This is a genomic window from Flavobacterium sp. N1736 (assembly GCF_025947065.1).
Taxonomy (GTDB): Bacteria; Bacteroidota; Bacteroidia; order Flavobacteriales; family Flavobacteriaceae; genus Flavobacterium.
Window position 1 is genome coordinate 4966110 of record NZ_CP109994.1, and the last position, 17341, is coordinate 4983450.

The window sequence follows — 17341 nt, forward strand, 5'->3', positions numbered from 1 at the left end:
TAGAAATAAAAAAGAGGCTTTTTACGGCCTCTTTTCTATAAAATATTAATTGTTTTCTTTTCGGTATTCTTTAGCTTTATCTCTCATTTTGTCCTTGTTTTCCTCCTGAATGGTTTTCCATTTTGTATATTGGTCAGCAGTAAGAATTCCTTTCATTTTAGCATCATTTGCATCTTTTTCAGCCATCATTTCTTTTTTGAAAGCTTCTTTTTCCTCAGCAGTTAATTTTGTGCCTTTTTCTTTTTGCTCTTTTCTGGCGTCTCTTAATTTTTCAGCTTTGGCACTTCTTTCAGCAAGTAATTGTTTTACCTGTTCTTGTTGTTTTGCATCTAAAGTCAACTCCGAAGTTAATTTTTTTAATTGTTTTTCATTTCGTTGTTCCGGAGTTAATCTCTCTCTTTGTTCACGAGCTGGTTTTTGATCCATATCGCCATCTTGTGCAAAGCTTGCTACTCCAACGAATAACAAAGCTGCAATAAATAATTTTTTCATGATTTGTTCTTTTAAGGTTATAGCAATTAGACTTTATCAAATTGAATAGGTTTAATATAATATTCAGAATTATAAAATATTTAACAAATTGTAAGTTAATTCATAAATATCCCTGATTCTGTATAACATTAGAGAATTAATTCAGTATATTTAATATCAATAAGTTAAGAATTTAAGTAAAGAAGTATGAGTTTAAATACTGAATCAGATAATTCCAAAATCGCTTTTTTTTCGACACAGCCTTACGATAAAGCTTTTTTTAATAAATACAATGAAGATTTTGGTTTCGAATTGGCTTTTTTTGAAACACAGCTAAATCCGCAGACGGTTATTTTAATCGAAAACGCTTCAATTGTCTGCGTCTTTGTAAACGATATTGTCAATGAGGCAGTAATTAAACAATTGGCAGAAAAGAATGTAAAAATTATTGCATTACGTTGTGCGGGCTTTAACAATGTCGATTTAGAAGCTGCAAAAAGATACAATTTAAAAGTCTGTCGTGTTCCCGCTTATTCTCCACAAGCAGTTGCAGAACATGCAATGGCAATGATTTTAACTTTAAACCGAAAAACACACAAAGCGTACAACAGAGTTCGCGAACAAAATTTTTCACTAAACGGTTTGTTAGGTTTTGATTTATTTGGAAAAACAATCGGAATTATCGGAACTGGAAATATTGGAAAAGCGTTTGCTAAAATCGCTTTAGGTTTTGGATGCAAAGTTTTGGCTTATGATATTGTGACAAATCCGGAAATGGAAAAAGACGGAGTAAAATTTGTGTCGCTGGAAGAAATTTTTAAATCGAGTGATATTATTTCACTTCATTGTCCGTTAAATGATCAGACGAAACATATAATCAATAAAAAATCAATTGATTTAATGAAAGACAACGTTATGATTATCAACACAAGTCGTGGCGGATTAATTGAAACTGCATGCGTTATTGAAGGTTTAAAAGAAGGTAAAATTGGCTATCTCGGAATCGATGTTTACGAGCAGGAAGAAAAGTTATTCTTTAGAGATCTTTCAGCTGATATTATTCAGGATGATGCGATTCAGCGTTTAATGAGTTTTCCGAATGTTTTGGTTACTGCGCATCAGGCGTTTTTTACTAACGAAGCTTTAACGCAGATTGCTTTGGTCACTTTTAATAATATAAAAGATTTATTAACTAAAAATGATATTGAAAATAAAGCGGCGTTGTTGGTTTAAATTAAATTAAAAACCCGACAGGTTTTTAAAACCTGTCGGGTTTTTTGTTGGAACAATTAACTTATTATTTTAAAATTGTCTCTAGTATTTTAGGATTTTGTCGATTATCCCAAAACGCCATTATAATTAATTCTGTAGAAGTTGTTTTGTAAAAAATATTATAATGTCCTAATGTTGATGTTCTAATGTCAAGAAAACTTGTTCGAATGTAAATTTCAGGATTATTAGCTAAAAACTGAACTCTCTGAGTAATTTCATTAACGAGTTTTTTGGCATAAGTGGCTGATTTATTTCTTTTAGTCCAATATATTAGTGTTTTTCTTCTTTGTAAAACTGCAGTTTTTGTCCAGATTATTTTGATAGCCATTCTAAATCTTCTTTATCTAAATCATCTTGAGAGATAACTCTACCGTATTTTATATCTTCTTCACTTTCTTTCAACATCTGTATCTCATATTCCTCCAATTGATAAACTTTAGAGGTTTCTGCATTTTTTAGAAGAGTTCGGATTTTCTCTAGTAAACTTACATCTTCAACATTTTTTAGCTTGTCAAATATTTCTAATTTTATTTCCAGAGTATTCATAATATAATTATTTTCAATTTCAAACATATGTAAATATAAACAAAAAACCCGACAGGTTTTTAAAACCTGTCGGGTTTGAATATTATAAAGAATAAAAAATTATCCCACCAATTCCACAAATTTAAACTCACCTTCAACAGCAACTTTAGTCAAACCGTGTTTAGATAGATTTTTCATAGAAGCATCCCATTTTTTACCGCTTAAATTAGCAGTAATTTTTAATTGCTGAAGATCCATTTTATTTTCATTGCCTTTCAATAAATCTACTATAAATTTCTCTTCGTCAGACAATTCAATTTGAGCTTGTTTTTTCTCGGGACGCATTTGCGGGAACAATAAAACTTCCTGAATTGATGCGTTATTTGTTAAATACATAATCAAACGATCCATACCAATTCCCATTCCGGATGTTGGCGGCATACCGTATTCAAGCGCTCTTAAAAAGTCTTCATCGATAACTCCGTTTGCTTCGTCATCACCTTTTTCAGCCAAACGCATTTGGTCTTCAAAACGCTCACGCTGATCAATTGGGTCGTTTAATTCAGAATATGCATTTGCAATTTCTTTACCACAAACCATTAATTCAAAACGCTCAGTAAGTTCAGGATTATCGCGGTGTTCTTTACACAAAGGCGACATTTCTTTTGGATAATCAGTGATGAAAGTTGGCTGAATATAATTTCCTTCGCATTTAGCGCCAAAAATTTCATCAATCAGTTTTCCTTTCCCCATTGTTTTATCAACGTCAATTCCCATTCCTCGGGCAGCTTCAAACAATTCTTCTTCCGTTTTACCTGAAATATCAAAACCAGTAAAATGTTTGATAGAATCTGTCATGGTTACACGAGCATACGGTGCTTTAAAGTTAATTTGGTGTTCACCAAAAGTAACTTCGCTGGTACCGTTTACTGCAATTGCACAATGCTCAAGCAAACCTTCTGCAAATTCCATCATCCAGTTGTAGTCTTTGTAGGCTACATATATTTCCATTGCGGTAAATTCAGGATTATGTGTTCTGTCCATACCTTCATTTCTAAAGTTTTTCGAGAATTCATAAACACCTTCAAAACCACCAACAATTAATCTTTTTAAATACAATTCGTTTGCAATACGCATATATAGCGGAATGTCAAGCGAGTTATGATGCGTAATAAACGGACGCGCCGCAGCTCCACCAGGAATTGACTGTAAAACCGGAGTTTCAACTTCAAGATATCCTGCATCGTTAAAATAACCACGCATTGCAGTATACAACTTCGTACGTTTAATAAAGTTTTCTTTTACTTGCGGATTTACTGTTAAATCTACATAACGCATTCTGTAACGTAACTCAGGATCATTAAAAGCATCGTGTACATTTCCGTCTTCATCAACTTTTGGAAGCGGAAGCGGACGTAATGTTTTACTTAAAAAGGTAAATCCGTCAACACGAATACATTGCGCGCCCACTTTTGTCGTAAACAATTCACCTTCAATACCAATAAAGTCACCTAAATCAGTTAATTTTTTAAATACAGTGTTGTATAATGTTTTATCATCACCTTCACACAAAACATCGCGATTCACGTACAATTGCAAACGTCCTTCGCTATCCTGCAATTCAGCAAAACAAGCTTTTCCCTGATCTCTCACACTCATCAAACGCCCTGCAACGATCACCTTCTTACCTTCTTCAAAAGACTCCTTAATTTGCTTAGAAGTATGATTTACAGGAAAAAGATTAGCCGGATAAGGATTGATTCCTAAGTTGCGTAAGTTTTGAAGTTTTTCTCTTCGGATGATTTCTTGTTCTGATAATGCCATTTTGTGCTCTTTTTTAAGTGTGCAAAGATAAAGAAAAGAATGTAGATTTTAGAACGCAGTTTTTAGATTTTTTATAGTGGTAATTTTCATGTTTTCAAGAAGTTTTGGTTGGGTGTTTTGTCTTTGCGAGGAACGAAGCAATCTCACTATTAAAAATACACTTTGCGGATTCAGCAAGTGAGATTGCTTCGTTCCTTGCAAAGACAGCACTTAAAGAAAATGTAGAATCAAATAAAAACCTCCATATATTAGCAATTCAAAACTAAAAGAATGAAATTCATAAAAACCTTTTTACTTCTCATTATCTTTTCAAGCTGTCAAATTACTGAAACTATAACAATCAATCCTGACGGAAGCGGAAGCATTGAAACTGTTCAACTTAGGGATGAAAATAGTTATATGCAATTGGCAGGCGAAAGTTATTTGCATGAAGAAGCTTTTAAGGATACATCCTTTGTTTTTAAGGAATATATAGAGAAATATAAAGAGACATTTATGAAGTATACACCCGAAGAACAAAAATTATTTCAGAAATACTCGAATGTAAAAGTGCACATTAAAGAAAATTCTTTTGAGAAAGAATTTAAAACCATTTTTTCACTTGATTTCAATAAAGTTTCAGAAATCCCGGATTTGTATAAAACAGAAAATTATGCGGATGACATAAAATATAATTATGCTTTAACCGCTGAAAATCATTATTACAAAATAGCGTATGATTTTGACGGAAAAGTGTTTAAACGTTTGGTTTCAATTATAAATCCCGCCGAACTTCAAAAAACAAAAGTGCAGTTTAAGAATGCTGACCCTAAATATGCTTCCTTAAAATTAACACAAACGTATACGTTGAAATATCATTTTCCACGAAAAATAAAATCGGTTTCAAATGAAAAAGCGATTATTGGTTCTGATAAAAAAACGTTACGCTTAGAATTTCAACTTTCAGATTGTTTGCAGAATCCGGAAATGACGAATTTGGAAGTGGTTTTAGAATAGAATAAATAAATCCTGATTAAACAATTAAAAATACTCTTCGTATATTTGATAAAAAATTAACCACGATGAAATTATATAACCTACTTAGTTTTTCTTTTTTATTTGCAACATTAACAAGCTGCACTTTTACCGAAAATATTTATATAAACGATAACGGAACGGGAAAATTTTCTGTTGATATGGATGGTTCAGCTTTAATGGAAATGGCTGGAGATCAAATTGGAAACCAAATGGGAGCGGACGCTAAAAGAAATATTGATTCAACTTTTACCTTCAAGCAATTGTTAGCAGATAAAAAAGACAGTATTTCAAAACTATCTCCTGAGGCACAAAATGAGATTAAAAAACTGGAAGATCTTGTCGTTAATATTAAAATGAATGGCGAGAAAAAAGAATTTCTAATGACTTTTGGAAAGGATTTTAAAAATGTCAACGAATTACAGGATATTTTGCAATCAATGAGTACGCTTCAAAAATTAGAAGGCGGATCTAATGCTTCGAATCCTTTACCGGGTGGTTTAGGCACTAATAACAGTACGTTAAGTTATACGTATGACGGAAAGAAATTTACCCGTAAAGCAACAATAGATAAGCAAAAGTTGACAGAAAAAGCAAAAGATTCGGCAGCAGATATGTCTAAGATGGTTTTTGCCTCGTCTAATTATGTTTTAAAATATCATTTTCCTAAACGCATAAAAAAGGTTTCAAACCCAAGTGCTTTGTTTAGCGATGATAGAAAATCAATTACATTACAATACTCTTTCACGGATTATATGGAGAATCCTGACAAACTCAACTTTGATGTAGAGTTTGAAAAATAATAAAAATGAATAAAAAAATTCAACTTCAAGATTTAGGAAGTAGAGATTATAAATCGACCTGGGAATATCAGGAAGAACTTTTTAAAGACCTAGTCGATTTAAAAATCAAAAACAGAAGGGAAGAACTTGATCTTCCAACACCAAATTATCTACTTTTCGTTGAGCATCCGCATGTTTATACTTTAGGAAAAAGCGGCGATCTCGAAAATTTATTATTAAACGAAAAGCAGCTTGAGGCAAAAGGAGCGACTTTCTATAAAATTAATCGAGGCGGCGATATTACGTATCACGGACCGGGACAAATTGTAGGTTATCCTATTCTGGATTTAGAGAATTTCTTTACGGATATTCATAAATATTTACGTTTTCTGGAAGAATCAGTTATTTTGACTTTGGGAGAATACGGATTGGAATCTGGCAGAAGCGAAGGTGAAACAGGAGTTTGGTTAGGTGCCGGAACTCCGTTTGCGCGCAAAATTTGTGCACTTGGTGTTCGTGCTTCACGCTGGGTAACGATGCACGGATTTGCATTGAATGTAAACGTAGATTTAGGTTATTTTGATAATATTATTCCGTGTGGAATTCGCGGAAAAGGTGTTACTTCATTACAAGTTGAACTTGGCGTAGAAAAGGTTGATGAAGACGAAGTAAAAGCCAAAATCGTAAAACATTTGACTGAATTGTTTGAAGCTGAATTTATAAAATAGCTTCTTAAATAAATGGATATGGAAAATGCCGAAGAAAATAACAATTACAAAATTGCTGTTCCTTCGGCATTTTCTACTGTTTTCTCTCATTTTTACTTCGGAGAAAACAAATCCAATTTTCCTGTAACGAAAACATTATTGCCCAGTTTTCAAACCATTCTTATTTTTAATTTTGGAGCAAAAGCCTTTTTTAAGTCACAACAAAATACCATTCTTGAAATGGATAAATGCATTGTTTTGGGTCCAATTAAACAAGCAATCGAATATACTTTAGAGCCAGATTCAGAAATATTAGTAGCAAATTTTAAAGAAGATGCTTTTTACAGATTCTTCGGAAATGCTCTTTTAACGCATTCATTACCCATTCATCCGAATGCTTTAATTCCTGAAAATTGTTTTACGACATTATGGGAAGAATTAAAAAATATCGTTGATAATCAAAAGCGTGTCGATTATATATTAGAGTTTTGTAAGCCTTATTTAAGAGAGCAAAATGCAATAACAACTTTCCTGGCAGATTTTAAAGAAGAAGCTTTAAATCCAATAAAAGTAATTGCCTCAAAAATGAACCAAACGGAACGTAATATTCAGCTTAATCAAAAAAAGTTTTTTGGATATACTATAAAAGAGTTAAATCGGTATGAACGTTTTTTAAAAGCTGTTGAACAAATTGAGGAAAACATTTTGAATGATTTAAAAACAGACTGGCTTTCTATAGTTGATCAATGCGGGTATTATGATCAAAGCCAGTTGATTCATGATTTTAAATATTATATGAATATTTCACCAACAAAATTCCTCAAGTTTCAAAGTGATATCTGCAGCTCAAAAGCAGATTGAAATTCTCTTTTCGTTTTCTTACAATTCTTAATTATAATAGCGTTCTACATTTGTCATGTTCAATCTTAAAAAACAGAAAACATGAAAAATTTAGTTATTTATACGCATCCGAATTCTGGTAGTTTAAATCATTTTTTTAAACAAACTATTGTCGAAAACCTTCAAGAATCGGGACATGAGGTTATAGTTCGTGATTTAAATGAAATCAATTTTAATCCGGTTCTTTCTTTAAACGATATGAATGGTCAAAGAACGGGGCAGGTTGCCAATGATGTAAAAACAGAACAGGATTTTATTGCGTGGGCAGAGCAGATTATTTTTGTTTATCCGATTTGGTGGACTGGTATGCCGGCAATAATGAAGGGTTTTATCGATCGCGTTTTTAGCTACGGATTTGCTTATCGATACGATCAGGGAATTCAAAAAGGGCTTTTAACAGGGAAACAAACAATTATTGTCAATTCACACGGAAAATCTAATGCAGAATATGAAGCAACCGGAATGGATAAAGCACTTGCATTAACATCTGATAAGGGAATTTTTAATTATTGCGGACTGGAAATCAAACACCATTTTTATTTTGATAAGGCAGATCGCGCTTCTTCTGAAAATATTGCGGAATGGGAGAATCAATTAATTGCGATTTTAAAAGAAAATCAAATAGAGGAGAAAATTTAAAATTCCAATTCTAATTGTTCCGGCAAAAGTCTAAAACTCATTCGGTGGTATTTTGTTGTGCCAAATCTTCGAATGGCATCGCGGTGTTCTTTGGTTGGATATCCTTTATTTTGTTTCCAGTTATACATCGGAAATTCTTCATGGAGTTTATCCATATATTCATCGCGATACGTTTTGGCTAATATAGAAGCTGCGGCAATACTCAAAAATTTAGAATCGCCCTTTATAATGCTTTGGTTTGGAATTGATTTTAATAATTCAATTTCTGTTGAAGAAAACTGTTTTCCAAAACTGTTTTTTAAGCCTAATTTGGCATTCAGAGCACGGTTTCCATCCACAATAATAAATTCAGGAACCTGATTTAATTTCAAAATACATTCCTGCATTCCTTTCATAGAAGCATTGAGTATATTTATTTCATCAATTTCATCAGGAAGCAAATGTGTAACTGCAAAACAAATCGCATGTTCTTCGATTATTGGTTTTAAAAATGCTCTTGTTTTTTCAGATAATTGTTTACTGTCGTTTAAAATTTCGTGCTCAAAATGGGCTGGTAAAATTACTGCGGCAGCTGTAACCGGTCCTGCCAGACAACCTCGGCCAGCTTCATCAGTACCAGTTTCAAAAACAAATCCGGAGAAATTTTTTTCAAGCATTTTTTTAAAATTTAAAAGGCAATATTATAAAATTTTCTTTAAAAATATTCGTTCTTTAACTATTTGTCAAAGGAGTGGTATAAATTGAAGTGTTTTTTTATTTATACGTTTTTATCTTTTACCTTTGCCTGACAAATTTTGCCAAAATAATTATATATAAAGCTATCAAATGAGAATATTCTTTTTTCTATATCTATTAGTCGTACCTACTTTATTGTTTTCTCAAGAAAAAAAAGGGTCTAAAAGCAATTTAGATATGAATACAAAATATTCAAGTATTACTGATACATTGAAAAAGAAAGAAGCGAAAATAGCGAAAATCGAACAGTATCAAATTTATACTTTAGAGCACGATACAACTTATGCAGATACTTCTTTAACGCTAAAAAGTGCTTATAGACAAAATTATCTTCGTAAGGACAATTTCGGACTTTTGGACTTCCCTAATATTGGACAAACGTATAATACTTTGCAATATAGTTTAACTGATTTTTCGCCTTATCCGGAAATTGGCTTTAAGGGTAAACATTTTAGTTATCTTGAAGCTTATGATATTAGATATTACTCGGCAGCGACTCCTTTTACAGAGTTATTTTTTAATACAACTATAAATAAAGGTCAAAACGTAGATTCTTTTATTACGCTGAATACGTCAAAAAACCTTAATTTTTCTATTGCATACAGAGGTTTACGTTCTGAAGGGAATTATATAAATCAATTGGTAAGTACGGGAAATTTTCGTTTTACAACAAGTTATTTTACAACAGATAAAAGATATATTTTAAACGCTCATTTTACTTCTCAGGATATTTCAAATGAAGAAAATGGCGGTATAACAACGCCTGAAGATTTTGAAAGTGGAGATCCGGATTTTAAAAACCGTCAGAGACTGCAGGTTTATTTAACAGATGCAAAATCATTTTTAAAAGGAACGCGACTGTTTTTCGATCACGCTTTTAGGGTAAATCCAACGGAAGGAAATAATAATTTATATGTAACACATGAGTTTAATTACGAACATAAATTTTTCGAATACAACCAGCCAACAGTTGTTTCTACGGTTGATGGTGTTGCGGTAGAAAGATTTGGTGAATCTTATGTGGCGAATGGTATAAATGATCAGACGCGTTTTGAAAAATTATATAATAAAGTAGGTCTTGCTTACGAAAATTCACTTTTAGGAAAGTTCAACTTTTTTATAGATGATTACCGATCAAATTACGATTATAACAGAATCATCTTTAAAAAAGACGGCACTATGGTTCCGGATAATTTATATCTTCAGTTTAATAATGTTGGAGGTCAATATGAATATCAGAAGAATAAATGGAAAGGCCGATTTTTATATTCAAGATCAGTTACAAATCAATCACTTTCTGATTTGGATGCGAAATTACGTTACAATTTAAATGATAAAATACAGTTCGATTTTAGATACCGAAATATCAATAAATTGCCAAATAATAATTATAATCTGTATCAAAGTAGTTTTGTGGATTATAACTGGTCGAACGATTTTAAAAACGAAAAAATTAATTCGCTTAGCGCAAATATATATACACCTTGGTTAAATGCAGAGGTTCAATATACAGTTTTAAAAGATCATTTGTATTTTGATGATGTTTCTACAGATGCGCAAATTGCGGCTCAGACTCAAATTGTAAGCCCGGCACAATATGGAAATGTAATTAATTATTTGTCTGTTAAAGCCAATAAGGAGTTTAAATTTGGTCCTTTTGGATTTGATAATACATTTTTATATCAAAAAGTAGATCAGTCTGATTTAGTTTTAAACGTTCCGGATTTTGTAACCAGAAATACGCTTTATTATTCAAGTTACTTTTTTAAGAAAGCATTGTTTATGCAGACGGGATTAACTTTTAATTATTTTACTGAATATTATGGTAATGGTTATAATCCTGTTGTTGGAGAATTTTTTGTTCAGAATGATAAAAAAATTGGAGGATATGCTAACTTTGATTATTATATAAATTTCAGAATTCGCCAGACAAGATTTTACTTCAGAGCAGAGCATTTTAATGCTTCTTTTTCTGGAAACAACTATTATTCGGCACCTAATAATCCATATCGTGATTTCGCCATCCGATTTGGTTTAGTTTGGAATTTCTTCCAATAAAATCAGGTTCTTTACTATCTTAAACCAAATAAATTAAATTCATATAAAATGGACTTTTCAAATAATATTTTAGAAACAATTGGTAATACGCCATTAGTAAAACTCAACAAAATTGTTGCTGAAATCGATGCGTTAGTATTGGCAAAAGTCGAAACTTTTAATCCCGGAAATTCTGTAAAAGACAGAATGGCGGTAAAAATGATTGAAGATGCTGAGGCTGATGGCCGTTTAAAACCGGGCGGAACTATTATAGAAGGAACTTCGGGTAATACCGGAATGGGATTGGCGCTTGTAGCGATCATAAAAGGATATAAATTAATTTGTGTAATATCAGACAAACAATCTAAAGAGAAAATGGATATTTTGCGTGCCGTTGGTGCCAAAGTAGTAGTTTGTCCAACAGATGTTGAACCAACAGATCCACGTTCTTACTATTCGGTTTCAAAACGTTTGGCAGAGGAAACACCAAATTCATGGTATGTTAACCAATATGATAATATGTCGAACTCATTGGCACATTATGAGCAAACGGGACCTGAAATCTGGAGACAAACGGATGGAAAAATTACTCATTTTGTTGTTGGAGTAGGAACGGGAGGAACAATTTCGGGAGTTGGAAAATATTTGAAAGAGAAAAACCCGAATATTAAAATTTGGGGAATTGATACTTATGGTTCTGTTTTTAAAAAATATCATGAAACCGGAATTTTTGATGAAAATGAAATTTACTCTTATATCACGGAAGGAATTGGAGAAGATATTTTGCCTAAAAATGTTGACTTTTCTTTAATTGACGGATTTACTAAAGTTACGGATAAAGATGCTGCGGTTTATACGAGAAAAATTGCTCTTGAAGAAGCTATTTTTGTTGGAAATTCTGCCGGTGCCTGTATTAAAGGATTATTACAGTTAAAAGAACATTTCAAGCCTGAAGATGTTGTTGTAGTGCTTTTTCACGATTCAGGAAGCCGTTATGTGGGTAAAATGTTTAATGACGACTGGATGCGTGAACGTGGTTTTTTAGAAGAAAACATTACCAAGGCCGAAGATGTTATTAAAGATCATATTGATAAAGAATTAATTGTTGTTCGTACAGAAGAATTGGTTTCGCATGCGATTGAACGTATGCGTAAATATAAAATCTCGCAAATTCCGGTGGTAGATATTAACGGATTTGTTGGTTCTGTTGATGAAACAGATTTGTTTAGAAGTTATGTTGCCGATAAAAATGTTGCCGAAAAACCAATTAAAGAAGTAATGGGCAAACCTTTCCCGATTGTAAAATTAGGAACTACAATCGAAGAAGTTTCTAAGTTGTTTACCAAAGAAAATGACGCTGTTTTGGTAGAACTTGGAAATGGAAAACATCATATTATTACAAAATATGATATTATTGGATCGATAAAATAAGATAATTTTAATACCGTTATAAATCCATAAATCTAGTTTTAAGCCAATTAGATTTATGGATTTTTTTAGCTTAATATATTTAATAATGAATTTTACCGCCATAGATTTTGAAACTGCAACCGGATATCATCCTTGCTCTGTTGGAATTGTTACTGTCGAAAATGGAATAATTACGGATGAGTTTGTTACTTTAATTAAACCGCCTAATAATCAATATAATCCATATACGATTCAGGTTCATGGTATTTATCCTCGTGATACTGTAAACGCAAAATCATTTACGCAAGTATATCCTGAAATCGAAAGACGTTTGAGAAATAGAGTTGTAGTGGCTCATAATGAAAGCTTTGACCGTAATGTTTTAATGAAATCAATGGCTCTTTATGGGTTGCGATATGAAGATTTAAATATTGCTTTGAAATGGGAATGCACGGTTAAAATTTATAAAGCAAAAGGTTTAAAACCTACAAAGCTGAGTGATTGCTGTCGCGAAATGAAGATTCAGTTAAACCACCACGAAGCTTTATCTGATGCGCGCGCATGTGCTAAATTGTATATGCTGCGATAATTAAAATATTAATTTGTAGGATTAATATTATTTTATCTAATTTTAGGCTTTTATAAATTTTATATAAGCCCATAAAATGAAAGAAGATTTTCTTCATTATCTCTGGAAATTCAAAAAGTTTGATACATTGAATTTGAGAACTACCCGCAACGAGCAAATTACGATTATAAAATCCGGAGATTATTTAGAACTTTCAGGTCCTGATTTTTTTAATGCTCAGATTAAAATTGGAAATCAAAAATGGGCGGGCAATATTGAAATTCATTTAAAATCTTCAGATTGGTACGTGCATGGTCACGAAAAAGATAGTGCTTATGAAAATGTTATTTTGCATATCGTTTGGGAGCATGACATCGAAATCTTCAGAAAAAATAATACCGAAATTCCTGTTTTAGTTTTAAAAGATTATGTTTCTAAAGAAATAATAAACAATTACAATGCATTATTAAACCCTAAATCATGGATATTTTGCGAGAAGCAAATTGCCGGAATTGATGATTTTGTTTTTAAAAATTGGCAGGAAAGATTATTCTTTGAGCGATTAGAACGCAAATCAAAATTTATATACGATTTACTGGAAGAAACAAATCAGGATTGGGAAGCCGTTTTGTTTTGTCTCTTTGCTAAGAATTTCGGTTTAAATACCAACGGAAATTCATTTTTGCAAATTGCCAAATCAATTCCATTTACAATTATTCGAAAAGAAAGCTTTGAAGCCGAAAATCTTGAAGCATTGCTTTTAGGCATGTCAGGTTTATTAGATTTTGAGAAGGAAGATGTTTATTTTAAAGATTTGAAAATCAGATATTTTTATCTCTTGCATAAATACCAAATAGATAAAGTTTATACAGATCCTGTTGCGTTTTTTAAGCACCGTCCGGATAATTTTCCAACAATAAGACTTTCGCAATTAGCAAGTTTATATAACAAACATCAAAATCTGTTTTCTAAAATTATTGAGGCAAAATCTGTTGAAAATATTTATAAACTGCTGGATGTTTCGGCCAGTTTATATTGGCAAAACCATTATCAGTTTGATAAAGAAAGTCCGAAGAAATCAAAACCGTTATCAAAATCCTTTATTGATTTACTGATTATAAATACAATTATTCCTATTCAGTTTGCTTATTCAGGTATTATGGGAGAATCAATTTCAGAAGATTTAATTGTATTATTAAATGGGGTTTCTCCCGAGAAGAATTCTATTATAGATAAATTTAATTCCTTGAATGTTTTTTCAAAAAATGCTTTTGACACGCAATCTTTATTACAGCTTAAAAATGAATATTGCAATCAAAAAGCGTGTTTGAAATGCGCAGTAGGAATGGAATTACTGAGGAATGATAATTAGATAATTAGAAAATGGGGCAATTAGATAATTTTGTACTTTTGGGGTTATTATCTGAGTGAAGTTGTAATAATTATTATCCTGAGCGAAGTCGAAGGATAAAATCTAAAATCTAAAATCTAAAATCAATATGTCAGCTATTTTAAGACTTAAATTTTTCTTTGAAAAATACGGATTTCATGTTTCATCCAGATTAGCGGATAAACTGGGAATGCGTGTTACAAGCGTACGATTGTTTTTTATTTATATCTCGTTTGTAACGGCGGGTTTAGGTTTTGGTATTTACCTGACATTAGCTTTTTGGATTCGTCTAAAAGATTTAATTCGTGCAAAACGAACCTCAGTTTTTGATTTGTAATTTAAAATTTGACATAAAAAAAGCCCCTTAATTAAGGGGCTTTTCATTTATTTTTTATTCTTCTATTTCTTGTGGTCCGTTTAGTTTTGCTCGTTTTTTACTGTAAGCAAAATATACGATAATCCCTAAAGTTCCCCAGATCAAGAAGGCAATCCATGTTTCGTGTCTTACTTGCGTCATTAAGAATAAGTTAAAACATACACCTAAAGTTCCAACCAAATAAACAGCAGGAGTTCTGTAATGTCTTTCTAATTCAGGTTTTTTGTAACGTAAAATCATTACAGCAACACATACCATTCCAAAAGCTAATAATGTTCCCATACTACACATTTCGCTTACTTTCTCAATAGGAGTAAGTGCAGCAACAATAGATATGATAGTACCAACCAGGTAAGTACTTTTATATGGTGTTTTGAAGTTATGGTGTAATTTGCTAAAAAATGGAGGTAATAAGCCATCTCTTGACATTCCTAAGAATATACGGGTCTGACCTAACATCATCACTAACATTACAGAAGTTAAACCAGCCGTTGCAGCAATGGTTATAATAAATACAGCCCACGTTAATCCGTTTTCACTAAACGCAGATGCTACAGGAGCCGCTTTGTCTAATTGATCGTAATGAACCATTCCTGTTAATACTAATGAAACTAAAATGTAAAGAATTGTACAAATTATTAAGGAAGCAATAATAGCAAATGGTACATCTTTTTTAGGATTAATTGCTTCACCAGCCTGAGTTGATACAGCATCAAAACCAATATAAGCGAAAAATACAATTGTTGCAGCTGTTAAAACACCTCCAAAACCAAAATTCATTTTCCCTGTTAAATTTCCAAGATGATCCACCGCCGGAACTTCAGCAGGAATAAAAGGATGCCAATTGTCAACATTAATGTAAAAAGCACCGCAAATAATTACAAAAAGAACTACAGCAATTTTTACAATTACAATAATATTATTTGTACTTGCAGCTTCTTTAATTCCTTTAACAAGAATCGCAGTTACAACCCATGTAATCAAGAATGCAGGTAAATTAAAAGCAAATGTTGGAATGTCAATTAAGTCATTAGGAAATGCGATATTGTGTTCTCTGATTTTTTCTGTGGCTGTGGCTAAATCATTGCAGAGCCAAATGGGGATCTCGATTCCGAATAAATGAATGAGTTTTACAAAATAACCACTCCACGCAACGGCGACAGTGGTGGCACCCATCATATATTCCAGAATAAGGTTCCATCCAATGAACCAGGCAAAAATTTCACCTATCGTTCCGTATGCATACGCATAAGCAGATCCTTCTACAGGTAATACCGAAGCAAATTCAGCATAACATAAAGAAGCAAATAAACAGCCTATACCGGCAATAACGAATGATAAAGCTAAAGCAGGACCAGCAAAATCGTGGGCAGCGATACCAGTTAAAGTGAAGATTCCTCCACCTATAATTGCACCAATTCCCAACGAAGTTAGCCCCCACCTTGTAAGAACTCTTTTTAAATCACTTTTTTTCATATCAGCTTCAAAAGCTGATATTGGTTTAACTCTCCAAATTGACATACTATATTAGTGGTTTATTGTTATTAAGCTCCAAATGTATCGTTTTTTATAAAAAATAAAAACAATTACATGAGTTTAAGTTATAAAATCTTCAAAATTAATATTAGATCAACCGAAATTCTGTACTAACAACTCCATTCTGTCAACTTTACTTGCTAAAAAATGCATTATGTATTTTTTTTAAAATTATAATTATTTAGTATTTTTCTTATAAATAAGATCTTTTTTGACTTAATTTTGATTTTTTAAAAATTGAAAAGTTATCAAATGATTAATTTAAGATCCGTTACACATTATTTTAAGTTTACAAAGCAGCAACGAACAGGTATAGTTTTACTATTTGCAATTATTATAGCATTGCAAATCGTATATTTTGTTGTTGACTTTTCGATTCCGGAGAAAACTTTTCCTCAAGAACAACAATGGCTTTCTGTGCAATCTGAAATAGATTCTTTAAAAACAGTAAAATACAATGCTGTACCTAAGATATATACTTTTAATCCAAACTTTATTTCAGATTATAAAGGGTATAAACTGGGAATGTCAGTTCAGGAAATAGATCGATTATTGAATTTTCGAAAAGAAAATAAATATGTGAATTCAGCAAAAGAATTTCAGGAAGTAACTAAAATCTCCGATTCGTTATTAGCTGTTATTTCTCCACTCTTTAAATTTCCGGATTGGACTCAAAATAAAAAATCATTTAAAACAGATCGGGCAGAATATGTCCGCAAAGAATATCCTAAAAAAGAAAAAATAGTTTTATTAGATATTAATGAAGCAACTCAGGAAGATTTAATGAAAATATTTGGTATTGGTGAAGCTTTGTCATTTCGAATATTAAAGCAAAAAGAAATTTTGGGAGGTTTTGTTTCTATGGAACAAATGAAAGATGTTTGGGGACTTTCGCCGGAAGTTCTTTTTGAATTGAATACACATTTTAAGATTTTAACTGTGCCAAATTTTAAAAAGATCGCCATAAATGATGCTTCTTTAAAAGAACTGGCACAGTTTCCATATTTCAGATATGCCTTGGCAAAACAAATTGTAACTTATCGCAGTATGAACGGAAATTTTAAAAATATTGAAGATTTAGCAAAAATTAAAGATTTTCCTGTTGATAAAGCAAAAATAATTAGTTTATATTTGGAGTTCTAAAAAATAGAGTAC

General features: G+C 31.8%; 18 protein-coding genes. 12 read left to right on the forward strand and 6 right to left on the reverse strand.

All coding sequences use genetic code 11. The features are described from left to right. Positions 1-45 precede the first annotated feature (45 nt). Positions 46-492, reverse strand: a complete 447-nt coding sequence (locus tag OLM54_RS21005; protein WP_264536479.1) for a hypothetical protein — start codon at positions 490-492, stop codon at positions 46-48. 186 nt (positions 493-678) lie between these two features. Between OLM54_RS21005 and OLM54_RS21010 the strand changes: the two genes are divergently transcribed. Next, positions 679-1704 carry a 2-hydroxyacid dehydrogenase gene (locus tag OLM54_RS21010; RefSeq protein ID WP_264536480.1) on the forward strand — a complete coding sequence of 342 codons (1026 nt, stop codon included), beginning with the start codon at positions 679-681 and terminating at the stop codon, positions 1702-1704. 64 nt (positions 1705-1768) lie between these two features. Here OLM54_RS21010 and OLM54_RS21015 read toward each other — a convergent pair whose 3' ends face one another. From OLM54_RS21015 to lysS, 3 genes are all read right to left on the reverse strand, one after another. Continuing rightward, entirely contained in the window at positions 1769-2071 is a 303-nt protein-coding gene (locus tag OLM54_RS21015) for a type II toxin-antitoxin system RelE/ParE family toxin (RefSeq protein WP_264536481.1), read from the reverse strand. Next, positions 2056-2289 carry a hypothetical protein gene (locus OLM54_RS21020; protein WP_264536482.1) on the reverse strand — a complete coding sequence of 78 codons (234 nt, stop codon included), beginning with the start codon at positions 2287-2289 and terminating at the stop codon, positions 2056-2058. Before OLM54_RS21020 ends, OLM54_RS21015 begins: the two co-directional genes overlap by 16 nt. 99 nt (positions 2290-2388) lie before the next feature. Next, positions 2389-4092 carry a lysine--tRNA ligase gene (gene lysS, locus OLM54_RS21025; protein WP_264536483.1) on the reverse strand — a complete coding sequence of 568 codons (1704 nt, stop codon included), beginning with the start codon at positions 4090-4092 and terminating at the stop codon, positions 2389-2391. A gap of 270 nt (positions 4093-4362) precedes the next feature. On the opposite strand from lysS, the gene OLM54_RS21030 reads away from it, so the two are divergent. The 5 genes from OLM54_RS21030 to OLM54_RS21050 all read left to right on the forward strand — a co-directional run bounded on the left by OLM54_RS21030 (position 4363) and on the right by OLM54_RS21050 (position 8134). Next, positions 4363-5088, forward strand: coding sequence for a hypothetical protein (locus OLM54_RS21030; RefSeq protein WP_264536484.1), 726 nt, complete (start codon positions 4363-4365; stop codon positions 5086-5088). Positions 5089-5153: 65 nt separating this feature from the next. Beyond that, positions 5154-5909, forward strand: a complete 756-nt coding sequence (locus OLM54_RS21035; protein ID WP_264536485.1) for a hypothetical protein — start codon at positions 5154-5156, stop codon at positions 5907-5909. 5 nt (positions 5910-5914) lie between these two features. Next, the gene (lipB, locus tag OLM54_RS21040; protein WP_264536486.1) at positions 5915-6616 is read left to right on the forward strand and encodes a lipoyl(octanoyl) transferase LipB; all 702 of its coding nucleotides are present in this window, start codon (positions 5915-5917) and stop codon (positions 6614-6616) included. A 12-nt stretch (positions 6617-6628) separates the two neighbouring features. Then, entirely contained in the window at positions 6629-7456 is an 828-nt protein-coding gene (locus OLM54_RS21045) for a helix-turn-helix domain-containing protein (RefSeq protein WP_264536487.1), read from the forward strand. 81 nt (positions 7457-7537) lie between these two features. Beyond that, positions 7538-8134, forward strand: coding sequence for an NAD(P)H-dependent oxidoreductase (locus tag OLM54_RS21050; RefSeq protein WP_264536488.1), 597 nt, complete (start codon positions 7538-7540; stop codon positions 8132-8134). Here the strand turns inward: OLM54_RS21050 and OLM54_RS21055 are convergent. Further along, positions 8131-8790, reverse strand: coding sequence for a ribonuclease HII (locus OLM54_RS21055; RefSeq protein ID WP_264536489.1), 660 nt, complete (start codon positions 8788-8790; stop codon positions 8131-8133). The genes OLM54_RS21050 and OLM54_RS21055 overlap by 4 nt on opposite strands. Before the next feature lie 169 nt (positions 8791-8959). Between OLM54_RS21055 and OLM54_RS21060 the strand changes: the two genes are divergently transcribed. The 5 genes from OLM54_RS21060 to OLM54_RS21080 all read left to right on the forward strand — a co-directional run bounded on the left by OLM54_RS21060 (position 8960) and on the right by OLM54_RS21080 (position 14611). After that, entirely contained in the window at positions 8960-10927 is a 1968-nt protein-coding gene (locus tag OLM54_RS21060; RefSeq protein ID WP_413614458.1) for a putative porin, read from the forward strand. Positions 10928-10975: 48 nt separating this feature from the next. Further along, positions 10976-12337, forward strand: a complete 1362-nt coding sequence (locus OLM54_RS21065) for a pyridoxal-phosphate dependent enzyme (RefSeq protein ID WP_264536491.1) — start codon at positions 10976-10978, stop codon at positions 12335-12337. An 85-nt stretch (positions 12338-12422) separates the two neighbouring features. Next, positions 12423-12905, forward strand: coding sequence for a 3'-5' exonuclease (locus OLM54_RS21070; RefSeq protein ID WP_264536492.1), 483 nt, complete (start codon positions 12423-12425; stop codon positions 12903-12905). 76 nt (positions 12906-12981) lie between these two features. Continuing rightward, positions 12982-14256, forward strand: a complete 1275-nt coding sequence (locus OLM54_RS21075; RefSeq protein WP_264536493.1) for a DUF2851 family protein — start codon at positions 12982-12984, stop codon at positions 14254-14256. 127 nt (positions 14257-14383) lie between these two features. Beyond that, the gene (locus OLM54_RS21080; RefSeq protein WP_042564002.1) at positions 14384-14611 is read left to right on the forward strand and encodes a PspC family transcriptional regulator; all 228 of its coding nucleotides are present in this window, start codon (positions 14384-14386) and stop codon (positions 14609-14611) included. Between the two features lie 54 nt (positions 14612-14665). Here the strand turns inward: OLM54_RS21080 and OLM54_RS21085 are convergent, their stop codons facing one another. Further along, positions 14666-16171, reverse strand: coding sequence for an amino acid permease (locus tag OLM54_RS21085; RefSeq protein ID WP_264536494.1), 1506 nt, complete (start codon positions 16169-16171; stop codon positions 14666-14668). 267 nt (positions 16172-16438) lie between these two features. Between OLM54_RS21085 and OLM54_RS21090 the strand changes: the two genes are divergently transcribed. Then, positions 16439-17329 (forward strand): ComEA family DNA-binding protein, encoded by an 891-nt coding sequence (locus OLM54_RS21090; protein ID WP_264536495.1) that lies wholly within the window; start codon positions 16439-16441, stop codon positions 17327-17329. Positions 17330-17341: the final 12 nt, after the last annotated feature.

Coding starts and splice junctions, on each gene's coding strand:
- OLM54_RS21005 (WP_264536479.1), bottom strand. CDS start 492: ATGAAAAAATTATTTATTGCAGCTTTGTTATTCGTTGGAGTAGCAAGC.
- OLM54_RS21010 (WP_264536480.1), top strand. CDS start 679: ATGAGTTTAAATACTGAATCAGATAATTCCAAAATCGCTTTTTTTTCG.
- OLM54_RS21015 (WP_264536481.1), bottom strand. CDS start 2,071: ATGGCTATCAAAATAATCTGGACAAAAACTGCAGTTTTACAAAGAAGA.
- OLM54_RS21020 (WP_264536482.1), bottom strand. CDS start 2,289: ATGAATACTCTGGAAATAAAATTAGAAATATTTGACAAGCTAAAAAAT.
- lysS (WP_264536483.1), bottom strand. CDS start 4,092: ATGGCATTATCAGAACAAGAAATCATCCGAAGAGAAAAACTTCAAAAC.
- OLM54_RS21030 (WP_264536484.1), top strand. CDS start 4,363: ATGAAATTCATAAAAACCTTTTTACTTCTCATTATCTTTTCAAGCTGT.
- OLM54_RS21035 (WP_264536485.1), top strand. CDS start 5,154: ATGAAATTATATAACCTACTTAGTTTTTCTTTTTTATTTGCAACATTA.
- lipB (WP_264536486.1), top strand. CDS start 5,915: ATGAATAAAAAAATTCAACTTCAAGATTTAGGAAGTAGAGATTATAAA.
- OLM54_RS21045 (WP_264536487.1), top strand. CDS start 6,629: ATGGATATGGAAAATGCCGAAGAAAATAACAATTACAAAATTGCTGTT.
- OLM54_RS21050 (WP_264536488.1), top strand. CDS start 7,538: ATGAAAAATTTAGTTATTTATACGCATCCGAATTCTGGTAGTTTAAAT.
- OLM54_RS21055 (WP_264536489.1), bottom strand. CDS start 8,790: ATGCTTGAAAAAAATTTCTCCGGATTTGTTTTTGAAACTGGTACTGAT.
- OLM54_RS21060 (WP_413614458.1), top strand. CDS start 8,960: ATGAGAATATTCTTTTTTCTATATCTATTAGTCGTACCTACTTTATTG.
- OLM54_RS21065 (WP_264536491.1), top strand. CDS start 10,976: ATGGACTTTTCAAATAATATTTTAGAAACAATTGGTAATACGCCATTA.
- OLM54_RS21070 (WP_264536492.1), top strand. CDS start 12,423: ATGAATTTTACCGCCATAGATTTTGAAACTGCAACCGGATATCATCCT.
- OLM54_RS21075 (WP_264536493.1), top strand. CDS start 12,982: ATGAAAGAAGATTTTCTTCATTATCTCTGGAAATTCAAAAAGTTTGAT.
- OLM54_RS21080 (WP_042564002.1), top strand. CDS start 14,384: ATGTCAGCTATTTTAAGACTTAAATTTTTCTTTGAAAAATACGGATTT.
- OLM54_RS21085 (WP_264536494.1), bottom strand. CDS start 16,171: ATGTCAATTTGGAGAGTTAAACCAATATCAGCTTTTGAAGCTGATATG.
- OLM54_RS21090 (WP_264536495.1), top strand. CDS start 16,439: ATGATTAATTTAAGATCCGTTACACATTATTTTAAGTTTACAAAGCAG.